The organism is Lentzea alba, assembly GCF_047445655.1.
GTDB classification, from domain to species: domain Bacteria; phylum Actinomycetota; class Actinomycetes; order Mycobacteriales; family Pseudonocardiaceae; genus Lentzea; species Lentzea alba_A.
Window position 1 is genome coordinate 23,541 of record NZ_JAJAEG010000013.1, and the last position, 16,028, is coordinate 39,568.

Sequence of the window (16,028 nt, forward strand, 5' to 3'; positions counted from 1 at the left end):
GGTGCCATGAGTTTCAGTCGCAGGACCCTGCTCGGCGCGGCGGCCGCAGCTCCGGTCGTGGTCGGGACCGCTGGGGAGGCGTCGGCTTCTTCCACGCGCTTGTTCCGCGAGTCGCTGGACTACGCGCTCGGCAAGCTGCGCCAGGTCGCCCCGAACGTCACCTCGTTCCCCGAGGAGACGAAGTTCGAGAAGTGGATCTACGTCAACTCCGGTGGCTGGGTCGGCGGTTTCTGGCCCGGCATGCACTGGCTGGCTTTCTTGGACAGCGGTGACGAGCAGTTCAAGAAGTGGGCGGTGGAGTCGGCGCTGCGGCTGTCCCCGCGCCGCACCGACACGTCGATCCACGACCTGGGCTTCCTGTTCTACCCGTCGTGGGTGACCGCGTACCGGCTCACGGGCGACGTCTCGTGGCGTGACGGTGCCGTGCAGGCTGCGTCGTCGTTGATCCAGCGCTACAACGACAAGGGCCGTTTCATCAGGGCGTGGGGTGCGCTCGGCACGCCGAACAACGCGGGTCGCGCGATCATGGACACGATGATGAACCTGGACCTGCTGACGTTCGCGTCCGAGCAGACCGGGGACTCGAAGTACCTGGACATCGCCGTCGCGCACTCGTTGACCACGCGCACGAAGTTCATCCGGCCGGACGGCTCGACGCCGCACGTCTTCGACTTCAACCCGGACACCGGCGAGGACATCGGCCCCAACACGAACCAGGGCTACAGCCCGACGTCGTGCTGGTCGCGCGGTCAGGCTTGGGGCATCTACGGCTTCACGACGATGTACCGGCGTACTCGCAAGCGTGAGTTCCTCGACGCGGCAAGGAAACTCGCGGACTTCGCGCTGGACGCCCTCACGCCGGACCACATTCCGGTGTGGGACTACCGCTCACCGTTGGCGCCCAACGACGTCAAGGACTCGTCGGCGGGCGCCATCATGGCGTGCGGCCTGCTGGACCTGGCCGCGGTCTCCGGCCGGATCGGCTACCGGATCGCGGCTCTGCGCATCCTGGAAGCGTTGTGCCGCACGTGTTTGACGACCCGTTCCGAACGGCACGAGGCGGTCTTGGCGCGCGGCACCCGCAACCGCCGCATCGAGGTGGGCATCGAGGTCTCCCTGCCCTACGGCGACTACTACTTCATGGAGGCGCTGCTCAGGGTTCTGAAACCTCGGGAGATTTCGCGCGCGATCGGCCTCTGACCGGCAGCGCGGCGAAGATCACCACACCCGCGAGCAGCAGTCCCGTGCCGGTCCAGAACAGCGGGATCGACTGGTACGCGGCGTTGGTGTAGGCGAGCGGCGTCTTCTGCTGGGGAGGCGCCGCCCCACCACCGGGGTTCTGCGGCGTGTTCGTCTGCGGCGGCTGCGCGGTCCCGCAGACCACGCCACCCTGCGGCGCCGCGGCCCGCACGATCTGCTCGCCGAGCGAGATCTGCGCGAGCGCCGTGGGCAGGTTCGGCAGCTTCAGCTTGTCCGTCGGCAACAGCTGCACGTCGAGCATCCGCGCCGTCGCCCCGAGCTGGAACCCGGTGAACCCGGTGCCCGTGAAGCTCGCCTTCTTCTCGTTGAGCCCGGCGATCTGCAACCTGATGACGGCCAGGTCGAGGAGGAGTGGCACGTCCAACGTCGGATGCGCCGCGTCCAGCGTGCCGAGCTCCTTGCCGTTCTGACTGACCTTCAGCACCGGCGCCGTGTACGTGATCTTCGACGTCTTCTCGTCCCCGGTGGCCGTGGCCGTGAGCGTCGGCGGGCTCGCGACATCGATCTTGATCCCGCCGGCGATCTCGACGCTGACCGCCCGCATCGTCGACGTCGACTCGACGGCCTTGTTCTTGCTGCCCGGCAAGTCGACGAGCTTGACGCTCGAGTTCGCTTCGAACGTGTCCGGAATGCTGATCAGGCTCTTCGACGGCAACGGCACCTCGGCCGGCAAGGCGCTGAGCACTTCGAGCCCGGCAACGGACGTGCGCGCGTTGGCCAGCGGACTGACGCACGGCCCGAGCTTCTCGTCCCACCGCGCGTGCACGCTGCCGTTGAGCGCCTTGATCTTCCCCAGCGGCGTCTCGGGGATGGGCAGCCCGCCATTCGTGGGCTGAGGGTTGTCCGGAATCGCGGTCTGCACGAGCGTCCCCGGCGACTGCGGCGACCGCCCGGCCACCGCGAACCCGAACGGGTTGGCCTGCGTGACCACCCGCTCGGTGCTCAGGAACGCCTCGGTGTTGACCTGCGCGCTGGCCAGTCCGAGCCCGAGCTCGGTCACCGACTGCTTCGGCAGCTGATCGCCCAGCCCCGGCAGGATCGTGTTCGTCGGCACTCCCTGCGGCCCGAGCCTGATCACCGTCAGCCCGGTCCCCGCATCACCAACGGCGTGCGCGAGCGACTGCGGCCCGTTCGGCGCCGACGCGGGCGGCTGGTTCGGGTCGCGCGGCCCGGGCACCGGCGTGGTCGGAGGCTGCGCGAACGCGGGCGCCGCGGCGAGCGCCAGCAACAACCCGGCCAACGGCACGGACGACGAACGGCGCATGAACCACTCCTCGGCGGTTAGGAGGTGGTGACATCGGTCACGGTCCGTACAACGAAGCCGACCCCCGTGAGTAACGGGTCGCGGGACCGGCTATAGTTATCGCGTCTCGCCGCCTTAGCTCAGTCGGCCAGAGCGGCTCACTCGTAATGAGCAGGTCATCGGTTCGATTCCGATAGGCGGCTCGGTGAGACGGAAGGGCCAGGTCAGTTCGCTGACCTGGCCCTTCTGCTTTGTCTAGGCTGGCGCCATGGCCGTCATCGGGGTCTTCAACCAAAGCGAGCACTGGCTGGTCATCTGGCTCGAACCGCTCGGCGAGGACTACTGGTTGCGGCCCAAGGAGCAGGTGCGCGTCCGGAACGACTACGAGGGCGACGAGCCGGCCTTCTGCGTGGGCTACTGGACCAGCGAGAGCGATCGGGCCGAGGGCATCGAGAACGTCAACGTCTGGGTCGAGCACGGCAACTGCGACGCCGAGGTGATCGACAGCGACGGCAACCCCGTCGACTGCGGGTACCAGCGGCCGGCAACGATCAGCGAGCAGTGGCGGGTTCAGCGCGAACAGGCGTTGCGTGCCCTTTCCAAGGCCGAACGCTCCGATGTTTGACCCCGTAACGATGTGATCCGTGTCACGACCTCCTTGGTATGTGGCGCATGCGGGGACTTTCCCCTCAGGAACGCAAGCTCGTGCAGGCAGCCAGGAACGGTCAGCGTTTTCGATGCAGCGTTGTGCGGGCAGCCGTGATCCGCGATCTCCTGCTCGGCCGCCACGGCACCTTGGACCCCAGGGGAATCCAGTTGTCAGGGGCACGGGTCGAGGGTGCGCTGGACCTCGAAGGAGTGATCAGCAAGGCGGGCCTGAACCTGACCGACTGCCGTCTTTCGGATCCTGTGGTTGCGCGGGATGCCGAGTTCCCCTGGTTCGAGATGGAGGGTTGTCGCATACCCGCACTCCTGGCGGATCGGCTCAGGGTGACCGGCGGACTCTTTCTCAGGTATGGCTTCAGGGCCGCCGCGCCGAACAGCAGAGCTATTCGGTTGCCTGGCGCCCACATCGGCGGAAACCTCGAGTTCGACGGGGCTGTTCTCAGCAGCGCCAACAATGCCGCATTGCATGCCCAGCACGTCCGGGTTGAGGGAAGTCTCTTTCTGCGACACGGATTTTCAGCAACAGCAGACTCTCCACTTGGCGCTGTCGTGCTGGACGGCGCCTTCATCGGAGGCAGTCTCAATCTCGAACGATCGACGTTGATCAACAAGTCCGGCCCGGCGCTGTGCGCACCCGGAATCAAAGTCGAGGACGAACTGGTGATGGGCGGCGACTCCTCGGTTCTGGCCAGGAGTCAGAGGGTTGTGATCGATCTGGCCGGCTCGACGCTGGGCGGCGTTCGCTGGAGCAGGTTCGAGGTGAAGAACTCGGACACCGATGGCGCGCTGGTCTGCTTCGAACACGTCTCGACCAGGTGGGCGAAGCTCGAAGGCGATGTCGTGTGTGAAGCGCAGCCCGGGCACGACTGCGCTGGCGGCGAGTTGTTGCTCGACGGGTTCGCCTATGGATCGCTGGCCACGACGGGAACTGACTGGCGGAGGTGGTTGCACTGGATCCGCTCACACACCCGTGAATACACCGCCCAGTCCTACTGGCAATTGGCGGGCGTCGAGCGCGCCGCAGGCAATGACGTCGCGGTTCGCCGCATCTTGATCTCACAGCAGGACGACCGCCGCATCCGCGGCGCGTTCGACAGTCGATGGTCGAGGTTGAGGCACCGAATCTGGGGAGTGCTCGCAGGCTATGGCTACCGTGTCGGCCGCACGGTCGTCGCGACACTGCTCGTGCTGGTGCTCGCTGGAGCGCTCGGGTTCTGGGCCGGCCGCACACCGATCCGGGACGGCCGGTACGTGGCGGGTCACACCAGCCGTACCGAGCACCCGTTCACCCCGTGTTCGACCTTTGAGCAGATCGGCCTCGGAATTGACCGAGGCCTTCCGCTCGCGGTGACAGGTGTTCGCGAGAGGTGCGACCTCGACACGATCAGTCGGCGAGGCCAGGCTTTCGCGGTCGCGATCTGGCTGCTCCAGGTGGCGGTCTGGTTGCTGGCGACCCTCGTCGTGGTCGGCTACTCCGGCCTGATCCGCAGAGTCGACTAGGTGGCGGGCGGTGTGTCACAGGTGGTGAGTGCTCTCTCCAGCGCCGAACGTTCCGCCGGAGCCACGCTCAACCCGTAGGCCGCCTTGACCGTCACGTAGATCCGCCCGTACGAGCACGCGTACCCGGCATTGGGCGGCATCCACTCGTCCGGCGTCTTGTCACCTTTCGACTGGTTGACCTTCCCGGACACCGCCATCAGGTTCCGCAGGTCGTTCGCCGCCCCCACCCGCCGTTCCTGAGCCCACGACGCCGCCCCGCTGCGCCACATCTCGGCCAGCGGCACCACGTGGTCGATCTGGATCTTCGACACGCCGGAGATCCGCGACCCCGTGTAGGGATCGTCCAACGTGCCGGACTGCACGCCACAACGGCCGGGTTTGCGTTGCACGCCGGTCAGATCGCGGGCCAGGACCTGTGACCGTTGATCGCAGCCGTCGCCGTCGGTGTCGAACCACGGCTGCCCGAACACGCACGCTTTGCCGTCAGAGCAGTCGCGCACGTACCCGTCCAGCCGGCCCGGCGTGCTCAACGGCAGCGCTGCGAGAGAGGTGCGCGCCGTGACAGCATCGAGGGTTCCTGCGGGCACGCGGTCGATTTGAGGAGGAGGGGTCAGGGGTATCGCGGAACAGCCGGCAACCAGGATGATCAGCCACAACCACCGCATGGGAAAGGCATACCCGTGACGTGCGGTCGTGAAGGCCGCCCAACGGCGTAACTCTTGGGGGAGAAACGCATGTCCGAAGTCAACGTGCTCGCTGATCGGTTGTTCGCAGAGCTTCTCGACCACTACCCGGTCATGGCGACCCTGCTGGGGCTGGACGGGGACCACGAGGCGCTCACCGACCACAGCGTGGAAGCCGAGCAGCAATTCCGGGTGCGGCTCTGGGCCATCGTGGAGGCGGCGAACGAGCTCGAGCCGCAGACCCTGTCGGAACGGATCACGCAGGGGATCGCGCTGCACGAGGCGCGCTCGCAGGCGGACGCGATCGACTCGCGGCACAACGAGTACCTGATCAGCGCCAACTTCCGCGCCCCGGTGCCAGATCTGTTGAACTTCCTGCCGAAGCTCCCGGTCGACACACCGGAACGGCAGGCCGCCTACCTGGAACGGCTTCGCAAGATCGAGGGGTTCCTCAAGCCGTTCGTGGAGCGCTATCGCACAAGCATCGAGAACGGCCGCACGCCCGTTGCTCTCCTCGTCGAGCAGGCCATCGCGCTGGTGGACCGAAATCTCGCGGACCTCGACGCGTTCGACGTGGTCGACGGTGCGCGTGAGGTCATCGACACCGTGGTGAAGCCGGCGCTGGAGAACTACCGGAACGTGCTGCAGCAGGAGGTTCTGCCGCACGGCCGCGACACCGAGCACGCCGGGTTGTGCTGGATGCCGGAGGGCGACGCCATCTACCGGAAGGCGATGCGCGCACACACCACAGTGGACGTGGAGCCGGCGGAGCTGCACGCCATCGGGTTGCGGCAGATCGAGGACCTCAAGCGCGAGTTCGCGCAGTACGGCGAGGACGTGTTCGACCGGCTGCGCAACGATCCCGCGCTGCGTCACACCGACGGGCAGGACCTGCTCGACGCCGCCCGCGTGGCAGTGGCGAAGGCCGAAGCCGAGGCTCCCAAGTGGTTCCGTGTGATGCCGGAACAGAAGTGTGCGATCGAGGCGATGGCGCCGTCGTTGTCCGCGCAGGTGCCGCCGCACTACTTCCCGGCTGCGGAGGACGGCAGCAGGCCCGGCACGTACTTCGTCAACACGAAGGAGCCGGAGAGCCGGACCTGGATCGAGGACGAGGCGACGGCGTACCACGAGGCCGTGCCGGGCCATCACTTCGAACGCGCGAAAGGCGCGCTGCTCAAGGATCTGCCGCTGCTCCGCCGCAAGGTGCAGATCAGCGCGTTCGGTGAGGGCTGGGCGCTGTACTGCGAACGGCTCGCGGACGAGATGGGTCTCTACAGCAGCGATGAGGCCAGGCTCGGCATGCTCATGCTGGACGCCATGCGCGCCGGCCGGCTCGTCGTCGACACCGGGTTGCACGCGTTGGGCTGGAGCCGCCAGCAGGCCATCGACTACCTGGTGGAGAACACCCCGATGGCGCTCCTGCTGATCGAGTCCGAGGTGGACCGCTACCTCGGCGAACCGGGGCAGGCGCTCGCGTACATGGTGGGGCGCCTCAAGTTCGACGAGCTGCGCGCACGGGCGGAAGCCGCGGGCAAGGACGTCCGCGACTTCCACGAGGTCGTGCTCAGCCAGGGACGGCTAACCCTCGCGTTGCTCGACGAGGTCGTCACGGACTGGCTCGCTGAGAGCTGATCGCATCTGGTCGAGATCCAACAGCCCCTCCCAGCGCGACACGACGAACGTCGCCACGCAGTTGCCCAGCAGGTTCGTGAAGACGCGCATCGAGTCCATGATCCGGTCCGCGCCGAGCAGCAACGCGACCGCCGCGGCCGGGATCGAGCCGACTGCGGCGACCGTCGCCGACAGCGCCAGGAACGCGGAACCCGGCACGCCGGCCATGCCCTTGGAGGTCAGCACGAGCACGAGCACGATCGTCAGCTGGTCACCGAGGTCCAACGGCACGTTCAACGCCTGGGCGAGGAACACCGTGGCCAGCGACAGGTAGATCGAGGCGCCGTCGAGGTTGAACGAGTAGCCGGTCGGCAGCACCAGGCCGACCGACGCCGGCGCGCACCCGGCACGTTGGAGCTTCACCATCATCCGCGGCAGCACGGCTTCCGACGACGCGGTGCCGAGCGCCAGCAGGAACTCTTCTCGCGCGTACCTGATGAACCGCAGGATGTTCACCCGCGCGAACGCCCACGCGATCACGCCCAGCAGGCCGCAGAACAGCAAAGCGGCGCCGTACGCGGAAAGGATCAGCCACGCATAGGTGCGCAACGAGCCGAGTCCGTACTGCCCGACCAGGAAAGCCATCGCCCCGAACGCACCGAGCGGCGCCAGCTTCATCACGTAGCCCAGGACCGTGAAGAACGCCAGGTTGACGCGTTCCAGGAGGTCCACGACCGGTGTCACGCGCTCGCCGAGCTGGGCCAGCGCGCAGCCGAACAGCACCGCGAACAGCAGCACCTGAAGCAACGCGTTGCGCGCCAACGCGTCCACCACACTGGAAGGAATGAGATCCAGCAGGAACTGCACGACGCCGGGGAGGTGACCACCCTGCGTCTTCGCCTCCACGGCGGAGGCGTCCAACGTGGACGGATCCACGTTCATGCCCGCACCCGGTCGCACCACGTTGCCGACCAGCAGCCCGAACGCCAGCGCGGCGGTCGACACCACCTCGAAGTAGATCAGCGCCTTCACGCCGATCCGGCCCACCGCGCGCAGGTCGCCGACCTTCGCGATACCCGTTGCCACGACGCAGAAGATCAGCGGCGCGATCACCATCTTGATCAGCTTGATGAAGCCGTCCCCGATGGGCTTCAGATCTGCGCCGAACGCCCTGAAGTAGTGGCCCACCAGCACACCGGCGACGACTGCGATCACGAGCTGCAGGAACAGCGACCGAGTTTTCACATCCCGGAAGCTAAATCTCATTTGTGAGGGATGGAGTGTCCTTCGTGTTACGCCTGCGTCATTCGACGGGTGGCACACTGCCGCGCATGAAGACAGCCGCGGCGGCTGCCGCCCTGCTCCTGCTCGTCGCTTCCTGCAGCGCGAGCGAACCCGAGCTGCCGCCGGTCGAGATGCCTCCCACCGGCGGGAAGTTCGACTACCAGCTCGGTGGCGTCTACCAGCCGGACTCCAAGGTGAAGATCGTCGTGCGGGACCGCAGCAAGATCCCCGTCGGCGACCGCTACAACATCTGCTACCTCAACGCGTTGCAGACGCAGCCGGACCCGATGGACGGCAGCCTGAGCTGGTGGAAGCAGAACCACGGCGACCTGCTGGTCAAGAAGCCGGATGGCGAGCCGGTGGTCGACCCCGAGTGGGAAGAGGGGATTCTCGACATCTCCACCGCGGACAAGCGGCAGAAGATCCTGGAGATCCAGAAGAAGTGGATCGAGGGCTGCAAGATGTCGCGCTACCAGGCCGTCGAGGCGGACAACCTCGACTCGCACACGCGGGCCGGCGGAGCGTTCGACATCAACGCCACCAAGGAGTTCATGAAGGCGTTCGTCCGGCACGCCCACGAGAAGGGGCTGGCCGTCGCGCAGAAGAACGGTGGTGAGCTGGGCGACTCGGGCAAGAAGTACATCGGGTTCGACTTCGCGATCACCGAGGACTGCCAGGCCAACGACGAGTGCAAGCCGTTCGCGGACGCGTTCGGCGACAACGTCTTCCAGATCGAGTACACCGACGAGGCGTTCCAGAAGTCGTGTGCCGATCGCGGCGGAAAGAGGTCGATCATCCGCCGCGACCGGGCCGTGGTGCCGTACGGGCACCCGGACTACGTCTACGAGGCCTGTCCGACCGCCTGATTCAGGAACGCCTGCCACTTCTCCGCCTGGCCGGTCGCGTCACCGAAGACGTGGTGGCCGACGGCGTTGGTGCCGTGGAAGCGGTAAATGCCCTCGGGTCCGCGCACGCCGAGGAAGTTGTGCAGGTCGTGCTCCACGACGTAGTCGACGACACCGGTGATGCCGAACGGTTCGAGGGTGACCTCGTCGCCGACCTTCGCGCCCTCGGGGACGCCGAGCTCCCGCAGCAGCACCGGCCAGTTGTCGGCGCCCTCCGGCTGCTCAGGCCACTGCGCGAACACGTAGGTGCCGGGCTTGCCCGCGAAGTGCTTGACGTACTCGGCCATCGTGAACAGGTACATGTCCCAGCCCTTCGACTGCTGGTCGACGAACTCGTCGCCCCAGCCGTCGGCGAGGATGCCGCTGTGCACGAACCGCAGCACGGTCGTGCCCTGGTCGCGGGCCTCGATCAGGTACTCCATCGCGTGGACGGTGCCGTCCTCGCCCTTGTCGCTGGAGTACGCGAGGTGCTTGCCGGGCTCCCAGGCGGTGATCGTCGAAGACTCCTTGAAGAAGCCCAGGTCCAGCGTCATGCGGCCGCCGAGGCGTCCGTCGACGGTGTGCGGGCCCATGAACCACGAGTCGATGCCGGGCCCGGTCGCGATGGCGTCCCAGACCTGCTCGGGGGTCCCCTCGACCTCGATCTCCTTGCTGATCTCGAACTCGTGGGTCACGACTCTTCCTCCTTGACTGCGGCAGCGATGCTGGGGTGCAGGGCGACGACGACTCGGTGCGGACGTCCCCCTTCGGCCTGTTCGTCGTGGTACTTGGCGACGAGCCGGGTCACGCTGGCCGCGAGCTCCTCGGCGAACGCCGCGCGGTCGGCCGCGGTCGCGAACCGGACCTCGCCGTCCAGCGCGAACGTCGCCAGCCGCTTCTTCGCCTTGGTAGCTCCCGTGATCAACGTGCCGACGTCGCGCACCAGCCTGGCCGAAACGGCCAGCAGCCACCGCGCCGACAACCGGTCGGGTGAACGCGCCGGGTCCGGCTGCACGGCCGAGAGCGCGGTCGGGGAGATCACGTAGGACGCGGCGGTCGCCTGCAGCAGGCGCTCGTTCACGTTGCCCTTGCGTCGTTCCTCGACCAGCTCCACCAGGCCGTGCTGCTCCAGCGTGCGCAGGTGGTAGTTCACCTTCTGCCTGGGCAGACCGACCTTCGCGGCGAGCATCGTCGCCGATCCGGGCTCGACCAGTTCCGCGAGCAGACGTGCCCGCACGGGGTCCAGCGACACCTCGGCCGCGGACGGGTCTTCGATCACCGCCACTTCGAACATGGCTTCACCGTCGCACCGAAAACAAAATTAGTCAAGAACTGAGTTGCTGTCGGTGACTTTGCTCCACCTGGGTGGCTTTGGACCCGGTACCGTAAGCGCTGTCTCGATTGGTCGTTGCTTGTTCGCAACCCCTGAGGAGACAAGATGACGATGATGCTGGTCCTGACCCTGCTGGCCCTGCCGTTCGCGCTGACCGCCGCCAACGTGGGCAGACGCAGGTGGATCCGCAAGAGGGGCGTGGCCAGAGTGCGCGCCGAGCTCGACGCTTTCCACGACGAGCTGGCGCGTCAGGGCCTGAGTCACTTCTCGGGTCGTTGAAGCACGTTCTTCGACGGTGAGATCCGCGTGACGACGTCTCCGCAGCGCTTCAGCAGCGTGGCCGTGACGGTGTCCGCCGGTCCGACGACGGCGAACTCCCGCAGCACCTCGTCCGTGATCAGCTCGCTCATCTCCGCCCACTGCTGCCGCCGGGACATCCGGTGCAGCTCCTCGTGCAACGCACCCCAGCCGTGCAGGTCCAACACGGGCTTGTACGCGGGCGTCGACCCGTAGAACGCGATCTGCCGCTTGACGTCGGCGATCTCCTCGTCCGACGAAGCGGTGAACACCGGACCGCTGATCTCGAAGCCCTCCAACGTCTTTCCCGCCTTCGCCCGGCCGCGTTCCAGCGCTGGCAGCGTCACCTCGCGCAGATACCGCTCGGTCGTGAAGTTGTGGCACAGGAAGCCGTCCGCGACCTCGCCTGCCACCTCGGTCATCAGCTCGCCGACGCCCGCGAGGTAGATCGGCGCGTTCCCGTGCGGGTTGGGACCGGGGTCGAAGAACGGCGTCATCAGCGTGTGCTTGTAGAACTCGCCGCGGAACGCCAGCCGCTCGCCGGTCTCCCACGCGTGCCAGATCGCCCGGATCGCCAGCACGAACTCCCGCATGCGCGCGGCCGGCTTGCTCCACGGCATCGAGAAGCGCTTGGTGATGTGCGCTTCGACCTGCGAGCCGAGGCCGAGGTTGAACCGGCCACCCGACAGCAGCTGCAGGTCGTTCGCCGTGGTCGCGATGGTCATCGGGTTGCGCGCGAACGCCACCGCGATGGCCGTGCCGAGCTCGATCCGCTCGGTCGCCGCCGCGGCACCGGCCAGCGCGAGGAACGGGTCGTGCTTGGTCTCGGCGAGCCAGAACCCGTCGTAGCCGCGGTCCTCGGCGCGCTCGGCGATGTCCCCGACGTTGCCCGGGGTGTAGTCGACGGCACTCCTGTCCAGCTTCATGCCGCTGAGGTTATTGGCGCCTAGCGGTAACCGCCGTAGCCGTACCGGGACTCGCAGGCGACGCCGTTGCGGTTCTCGTCCAGCTCGACGCGGTAGCCCGGCTGGCCCCAGTACAGCGGCGCCGCACCGGCCCGTCGCGCGTCGTCGCAGGTCGCGTAGAAGACCGGCTTCGGCCTGGGCTGCGTGGTCGGCTTCGGCTTGGTGGTGGTGACCGGCGGCGGTGGTGGCGGAGGCGGGGGAGTGGGCGTCTCGGTGGCGTCCTTGCCGCCACAGGGCGAACCCCACAGGCCCATCGGTACGCGTTGTGCGGCCGCCTCGGCTTCCTTCTGCACGGCCGAAGGGGTGCCCGTGACCCGGCCGGCGCCGTTGCCCAGTGCGAGCAACGCGTAGTCCGTGCCGTCCGCGAGGCTGAGCGCGCCGGTGGCGCGGTCGAAGCGCACCTGCTGGCCCAGCAACATGCTCTTGGCGAAGCTCGTCGCCGCCTCAGCCCAGCACGGTCCCGGCTGCGCGAGGCCCGCGATCTCGGCCTTCGAGCCGTCGGACAGCATCACCGCCCGGCCGTCCACGATCGACGCGACGGTGATGCCCAGCTGCGCCGGCGGCACCGTCGCCGAGGTCGAAGCCGGTGCTTCCTCGACCGGCTTCTCCACGGCGACAGGAGTCGACTGCTGTGCTTGTGCGGTACAACCCGCGGTGAGCGCGACCGCGAGGACCCCGCCCAGAGTTCTCCACCCCGACATGAACCTGAATGGTGCTCGCCCGCAGCGGTGTGGCCAAGGTTACGTATTTGGTTCGGATCGGTTCACAAGGAGTCCGAACTGAAACACGGAGATTCCCAGCTCAGCGCGCGGGCTTCAAGGTCCAGACCACCGTCATCTCGCAGGTGATCACTCCCTCGGCGTCGGTGATCGTGATGGCGACCGGGAACTCGGGCCGCGTACCGGTCTCCAGCTCGGCCAGAACCTCGTCGGCGGTGCGGCCGAGAACGGCTTCCGCGCGCACGGCACCCATGGCGATCTTCTTGTAGGCGATCTCCGCGCGGACGGCGAGCGGGGTGGCCTTGCCGAGGTGCGCGGCGAACGCGGCCATCACCACGGCGCCGGACGCGGACTCGCCGAGGCCGAACATCATCGCGGCGTGCGGGCCGCCGATGTGGTTGTGCAGCGACGCGTTGTCCGGCAGCGACGCGACGATGCGGGTGGGCGAGACCTCTTCGAACTCGATGCCGGTGGTCTTCACGTACGGCACCGCTTGCTTCATCGCCTCGGCGAGGAACGACACGTCTTGGCTCATGAGACGGATGCTACCGGCGAGTAACCCACTCTGCTACCCGTCGGTAACCGGACATATCAGTCCTCTGTGGAGTGAGACTCGAAACTCACTTGCGTTCTGACTTGTCGAGATGGATGCTTGTACCGAGCAACTAGTTGGGTGATACAAGCAACGAGGTGTCAGATGGTCGATCCGGGCAGGTGCACCGCCGTCGATCCCGAGCACGAGCTCGCGGACCGCGTCGGCATGGCGATGGTGCGGCTGAACAAGATGCACGCCCAGGTCGCCCACCAGATGGCCAAGCAGGGCATGGACAAGTCCGCCTTCGTGCTGCTCGCCACGCTCAACGGCCTCGGGGAGTGCCGATCGAGCGGACTGGCGGAGGCGGTGCTGTCCGACCCGTCCACGGTCAGCAGGCAGGTCGCCGGGCTGGTGAAGGACGGGCTGGTCGAACGGCGGGCCGACCCCGCCGACGGACGCGCCAGCGTGCTTGCCGTGACCGAGGCGGGACGCCAGTTGCTCGTCGAGCGACGCCGGCAGCGCAACGAAGCGATCGAGCAGGTGTTCGCGGACTGGGCCCACGAGGACTTCAAGGGCTTCGCGGACCTGTTCGAACGCTTTGTCCAGGACTACGAGCGCACGATTCCGGCGCTTTTGACCGAACGCGGGACGGGTCCCCGCGCAGGAGGGGAAAAGTAGAGATGTCAGAAACAACCGAGGCGGCACCCACACCAGGGGTCTCGTTGACGCACCGCCAGATCATGACGGTGCTGTCCGGCCTGCTGCTGGGCATGTTCCTCGCGGCGCTGGACCAGATGATCGTCGCCAGCGCCATGAAGACCATCGCGGACCAGCTGCACGGCCAGACGCTGCAGGCGTGGGCGACGACCGCCTACCTGATCACCGCGACCATCACGACCCCGTTGTACGGCAAGCTGTCCGACATCTACGGGCGCAAGCCGATGTACCTCACGGCGATCTCGCTGTTCCTGCTCGGCTCGCTGCTGTCGGGCATCGCGACGTCGATGTACGAGCTGGCCGCGTTCCGCGCGGTGCAGGGCCTCGGCGCCGGCGGTCTGATGTCGCTGGCGTTCGCGATCATGGCCGACATCATCTCGCCGCGTGAGCGCAGCAAGTACTCGGCGTACTTCATGGCCGTGTTCGGTTCGGCGAGCGTGCTCGGGCCGGTCATCGGCGGTGTGTTCGCGGGCCTCGACTCGTTCGTCGGTGTCACCGGCTGGCGCTGGGTGTTCCTGGTGAACGTCCCGATCGCGCTGCTCGCGCTGTTCGTCGTCGGCCGCGTGCTGAACATCCCGCACCAGCGGGTCGACCACCGCGTCGACTACCTCGGCGCGCTGACGCTGACCGTCGGCCTGGTGCCGTTGCTGATCGTGGCCGAACAGGGCCGGGAGTGGGGCTGGGCGTCCGGAACGTCGATCGCGATGTACGTGGTCGGTGTGCTCGGTCTGGTGGCGTTCGTCTGGGCGGAGTTCCGCGCGGGCGACGAGGCGCTGCTGCCGATGCGGATGTTCCGCAACCACACGTTCGCACTGGGCAACGGGATCAACTTCGTGCTGGGCATCGGCATGTTCGGCGGCATGGTCTCCATCCCGCTGTACCTGCAGATCGTGAAGGGCGTGACGCCGACCGTCGCCGGTCTGATGTTGCTGCCGATGACGTTCGGCATCATGTCGGCCACGGCGATCGCAGGCCGGGTGACGTCCCAGACCGGGCGCTACAAGATCTTCCCGATCCTCGGCGCCGGTCTGATGACGGTCGCGCTGATCCTGCTCAGCACCATCGGCACGGACACGCCGAACTGGCTGGTCATGGTCTACATGTTCGTCATGGGCGCGGGTCTCGGCCAGTGCATGCAGACGCTGCTGCTGGCCATCCAGAACGACGCCGAGCCGCGTGACATGGGTGTGGCGACCGCTTCGGCGACGTTCTTCCGCCAGATCGGTGGCACGGTCGGTACCGCGGTGTTCCTGTCGATCCTGTTCAGCACGGTCGGCGACAAGATCGCCGACGGTCTGAAGTCGGCCATGCAGACCGACGCCTTCCGGGCGGCGCTGGCCCAGAACCCGCAGTTCGCCCAGCAGCTGCAGAGCGGTGGCGGGACCGGTGTGGACATCAACAACACCGAGTTCCTCAACCACCTCGACCCGGTGCTGGCGCGACCGTTCCTGGACGGCTTCTCCAGCGCGATCGACCTGGTGTTCCTCACCGGCGGGATCGTGATGGTGGTGGCGTTCGTGCTCGTGTGGTTCCTGCGCGAGAAGCCGCTGTCGACCCGGTCGGGTCTGGAGCGGGTCGCCGACGCCGAGGCCCTCGCGGTCTAGCTTCAAACGAGGAAGGGCTCTTTCGTCCACATGAGGTGGATGAAAGAGCCCTTCGTCGTTCGCGCTTCAGTGCAGCTCTTCGCCGCGCTCCTGGGCGTCCTTCAGACGCTGGTAGGAGCGGACGATCTCGGCCTCGGCCTCGGTGCGGCCGACCCAGGTCGCGCCCTCGACGCTCTTGCCGGGCTCCAGGTCCTTGTAGACCTCGAAGAAGTGCTGGATCTCCAGGCGGTCGAACTCCGCCAGGTGGTGGATGTCGCGCAGGTGCTCGTGCCGCGGGTCGTAGGCCGGGACGCACAGAACCTTGTCGTCGCCGCCCTTCTCGTCGGTCATGCGGAACATGCCGATGGCGCGAGCCGCGATCAGGCAGCCGGGGAACGTCGGCTCCTGGACGAGGACGAGGGCGTCCAACGGGTCGCCGTCCTCACCCAGGGTGTTCTCGATGAACCCGTAGTCGGCGGGGTACTGCGTCGACGTGAACAACGTGCGGTCGAGGCGGATGCGCCCACTCTTGTGGTCCACCTCGTACTTGTTGCGCACGCCCTTGGGGATCTCGATCAGGACGTCGAACTCCACTGGTCCTCGCTCATGTAGCCCATTCGTGACGCCCACTAGTGTGGACCACGACGCCCTGTCAACCCTCATCGGAGCGGCGGCTGGAGGGTGTGAGATTGCCCGTACCGAGCTGACGGAGGCCCTTTTGTCGGACGAGCCCCAGTGGCCGACCGAG

At 67.2% G+C, this 16,028-nt stretch carries 17 protein-coding genes and 1 tRNA gene; 9 read left to right on the plus strand and 9 right to left on the minus strand.

The window, feature by feature from the left end:
- Positions 1-6 precede the first annotated feature (6 nt).
- Complete coding sequence (locus LFM09_RS21980) at positions 7-1,200, plus strand: glucuronyl hydrolase (protein ID WP_414098400.1); 1,194 nt, start codon at positions 7-9, stop codon at positions 1,198-1,200.
- Here LFM09_RS21980 and LFM09_RS21985 read toward each other — a convergent pair.
- Complete coding sequence (locus LFM09_RS21985) at positions 1,154-2,524, minus strand: hypothetical protein (protein ID WP_414098401.1); 1,371 nt, start codon at positions 2,522-2,524, stop codon at positions 1,154-1,156. The two genes, LFM09_RS21980 and LFM09_RS21985, sit on opposite strands and share 47 nt — an antisense overlap.
- Before the next feature lie 108 nt (positions 2,525-2,632).
- Here LFM09_RS21985 and LFM09_RS21990 point away from each other — a divergent pair.
- From LFM09_RS21990 to LFM09_RS22000, 3 genes are all read left to right on the plus strand, one after another.
- Positions 2,633-2,706 (plus strand) — tRNA-Thr (locus LFM09_RS21990).
- Positions 2,707-2,771: 65 nt separating this feature from the next.
- Positions 2,772-3,128 carry a hypothetical protein gene (locus tag LFM09_RS21995; RefSeq protein WP_414098402.1) on the plus strand — a complete coding sequence of 119 codons (357 nt, stop codon included), beginning with the start codon at positions 2,772-2,774 and terminating at the stop codon, positions 3,126-3,128.
- 233 nt (positions 3,129-3,361) lie between these two features.
- A complete protein-coding gene (locus tag LFM09_RS22000; protein WP_414098403.1) occupies positions 3,362-4,669 on the plus strand; it encodes a hypothetical protein in 1,308 nt (435 codons plus the stop codon).
- Here the strand turns inward: LFM09_RS22000 and LFM09_RS22005 are convergent.
- Entirely contained in the window at positions 4,666-5,256 is a 591-nt protein-coding gene (locus LFM09_RS22005; protein ID WP_414098404.1) for an HNH endonuclease family protein, read from the minus strand. The two genes, LFM09_RS22000 and LFM09_RS22005, sit on opposite strands and share 4 nt — an antisense overlap.
- A gap of 147 nt (positions 5,257-5,403) precedes the next feature.
- Here LFM09_RS22005 and LFM09_RS22010 point away from each other — a divergent pair, with 147 nt between their 5' ends.
- Positions 5,404-6,984, plus strand: a complete 1,581-nt coding sequence (locus LFM09_RS22010; RefSeq protein WP_414098405.1) for a DUF885 domain-containing protein — start codon at positions 5,404-5,406, stop codon at positions 6,982-6,984.
- On the opposite strand, the gene dctA is transcribed toward LFM09_RS22010, so the two are convergent.
- Complete coding sequence (gene dctA / locus LFM09_RS22015; protein ID WP_414098406.1) at positions 6,931-8,208, minus strand: C4-dicarboxylate transporter DctA; 1,278 nt, start codon at positions 8,206-8,208, stop codon at positions 6,931-6,933. The genes LFM09_RS22010 and dctA overlap by 54 nt on opposite strands.
- A gap of 86 nt (positions 8,209-8,294) precedes the next feature.
- Between dctA and LFM09_RS22020 the strand changes: the two genes are divergently transcribed.
- The gene (locus tag LFM09_RS22020; RefSeq protein WP_414098407.1) at positions 8,295-9,113 is read left to right on the plus strand and encodes an endo alpha-1,4 polygalactosaminidase; all 819 of its coding nucleotides are present in this window, start codon (positions 8,295-8,297) and stop codon (positions 9,111-9,113) included.
- Here the strand turns inward: LFM09_RS22020 and LFM09_RS22025 are convergent.
- Entirely contained in the window at positions 9,089-9,826 is a 738-nt protein-coding gene (locus LFM09_RS22025; RefSeq protein ID WP_414098408.1) for an SRPBCC family protein, read from the minus strand. The two genes, LFM09_RS22020 and LFM09_RS22025, sit on opposite strands and share 25 nt — an antisense overlap.
- Complete coding sequence (locus tag LFM09_RS22030; protein WP_414098409.1) at positions 9,823-10,425, minus strand: ArsR/SmtB family transcription factor; 603 nt, start codon at positions 10,423-10,425, stop codon at positions 9,823-9,825. Before LFM09_RS22030 ends, LFM09_RS22025 begins: the two co-directional genes overlap by 4 nt.
- Positions 10,426-10,569: 144 nt before the next feature.
- Here LFM09_RS22030 and LFM09_RS22035 point away from each other — a divergent pair, with 144 nt between their 5' ends.
- Entirely contained in the window at positions 10,570-10,743 is a 174-nt protein-coding gene (locus LFM09_RS22035) for a hypothetical protein (protein WP_414098410.1), read from the plus strand.
- Here the strand turns inward: LFM09_RS22035 and LFM09_RS22040 are convergent.
- The 3 genes from LFM09_RS22040 to LFM09_RS22050 all read right to left on the minus strand — a co-directional run bounded on the left by LFM09_RS22040 (position 10,725) and on the right by LFM09_RS22050 (position 12,980).
- Positions 10,725-11,687 (minus strand): TIGR03617 family F420-dependent LLM class oxidoreductase, encoded by a 963-nt coding sequence (locus LFM09_RS22040; protein WP_414098411.1) that lies wholly within the window; start codon positions 11,685-11,687, stop codon positions 10,725-10,727. The two genes, LFM09_RS22035 and LFM09_RS22040, sit on opposite strands and share 19 nt — an antisense overlap.
- Before the next feature lie 20 nt (positions 11,688-11,707).
- Complete coding sequence (locus LFM09_RS22045; protein WP_414098412.1) at positions 11,708-12,427, minus strand: thermonuclease family protein; 720 nt, start codon at positions 12,425-12,427, stop codon at positions 11,708-11,710.
- A 100-nt stretch (positions 12,428-12,527) separates the two neighbouring features.
- Positions 12,528-12,980 (minus strand): DUF4442 domain-containing protein, encoded by a 453-nt coding sequence (locus tag LFM09_RS22050; RefSeq protein WP_414098413.1) that lies wholly within the window; start codon positions 12,978-12,980, stop codon positions 12,528-12,530.
- Positions 12,981-13,142: 162 nt separating this feature from the next.
- On the opposite strand from LFM09_RS22050, the gene LFM09_RS22055 reads away from it, so the two are divergent.
- Positions 13,143-13,658 (plus strand): MarR family winged helix-turn-helix transcriptional regulator, encoded by a 516-nt coding sequence (locus LFM09_RS22055; protein WP_414098414.1) that lies wholly within the window; start codon positions 13,143-13,145, stop codon positions 13,656-13,658.
- Positions 13,659-13,660: 2 nt separating this feature from the next.
- Positions 13,661-15,301: an MDR family MFS transporter gene (locus tag LFM09_RS22060; RefSeq protein WP_414098415.1), complete on the plus strand. Its 1,641-nt coding sequence runs from the start codon at positions 13,661-13,663 to the stop codon at positions 15,299-15,301.
- A gap of 66 nt (positions 15,302-15,367) precedes the next feature.
- Here the strand turns inward: LFM09_RS22060 and LFM09_RS22065 are convergent, their stop codons facing one another.
- Positions 15,368-15,874, minus strand: a complete 507-nt coding sequence (locus LFM09_RS22065; RefSeq protein WP_414098416.1) for an inorganic diphosphatase — start codon at positions 15,872-15,874, stop codon at positions 15,368-15,370.
- Positions 15,875-16,028: the final 154 nt, after the last annotated feature.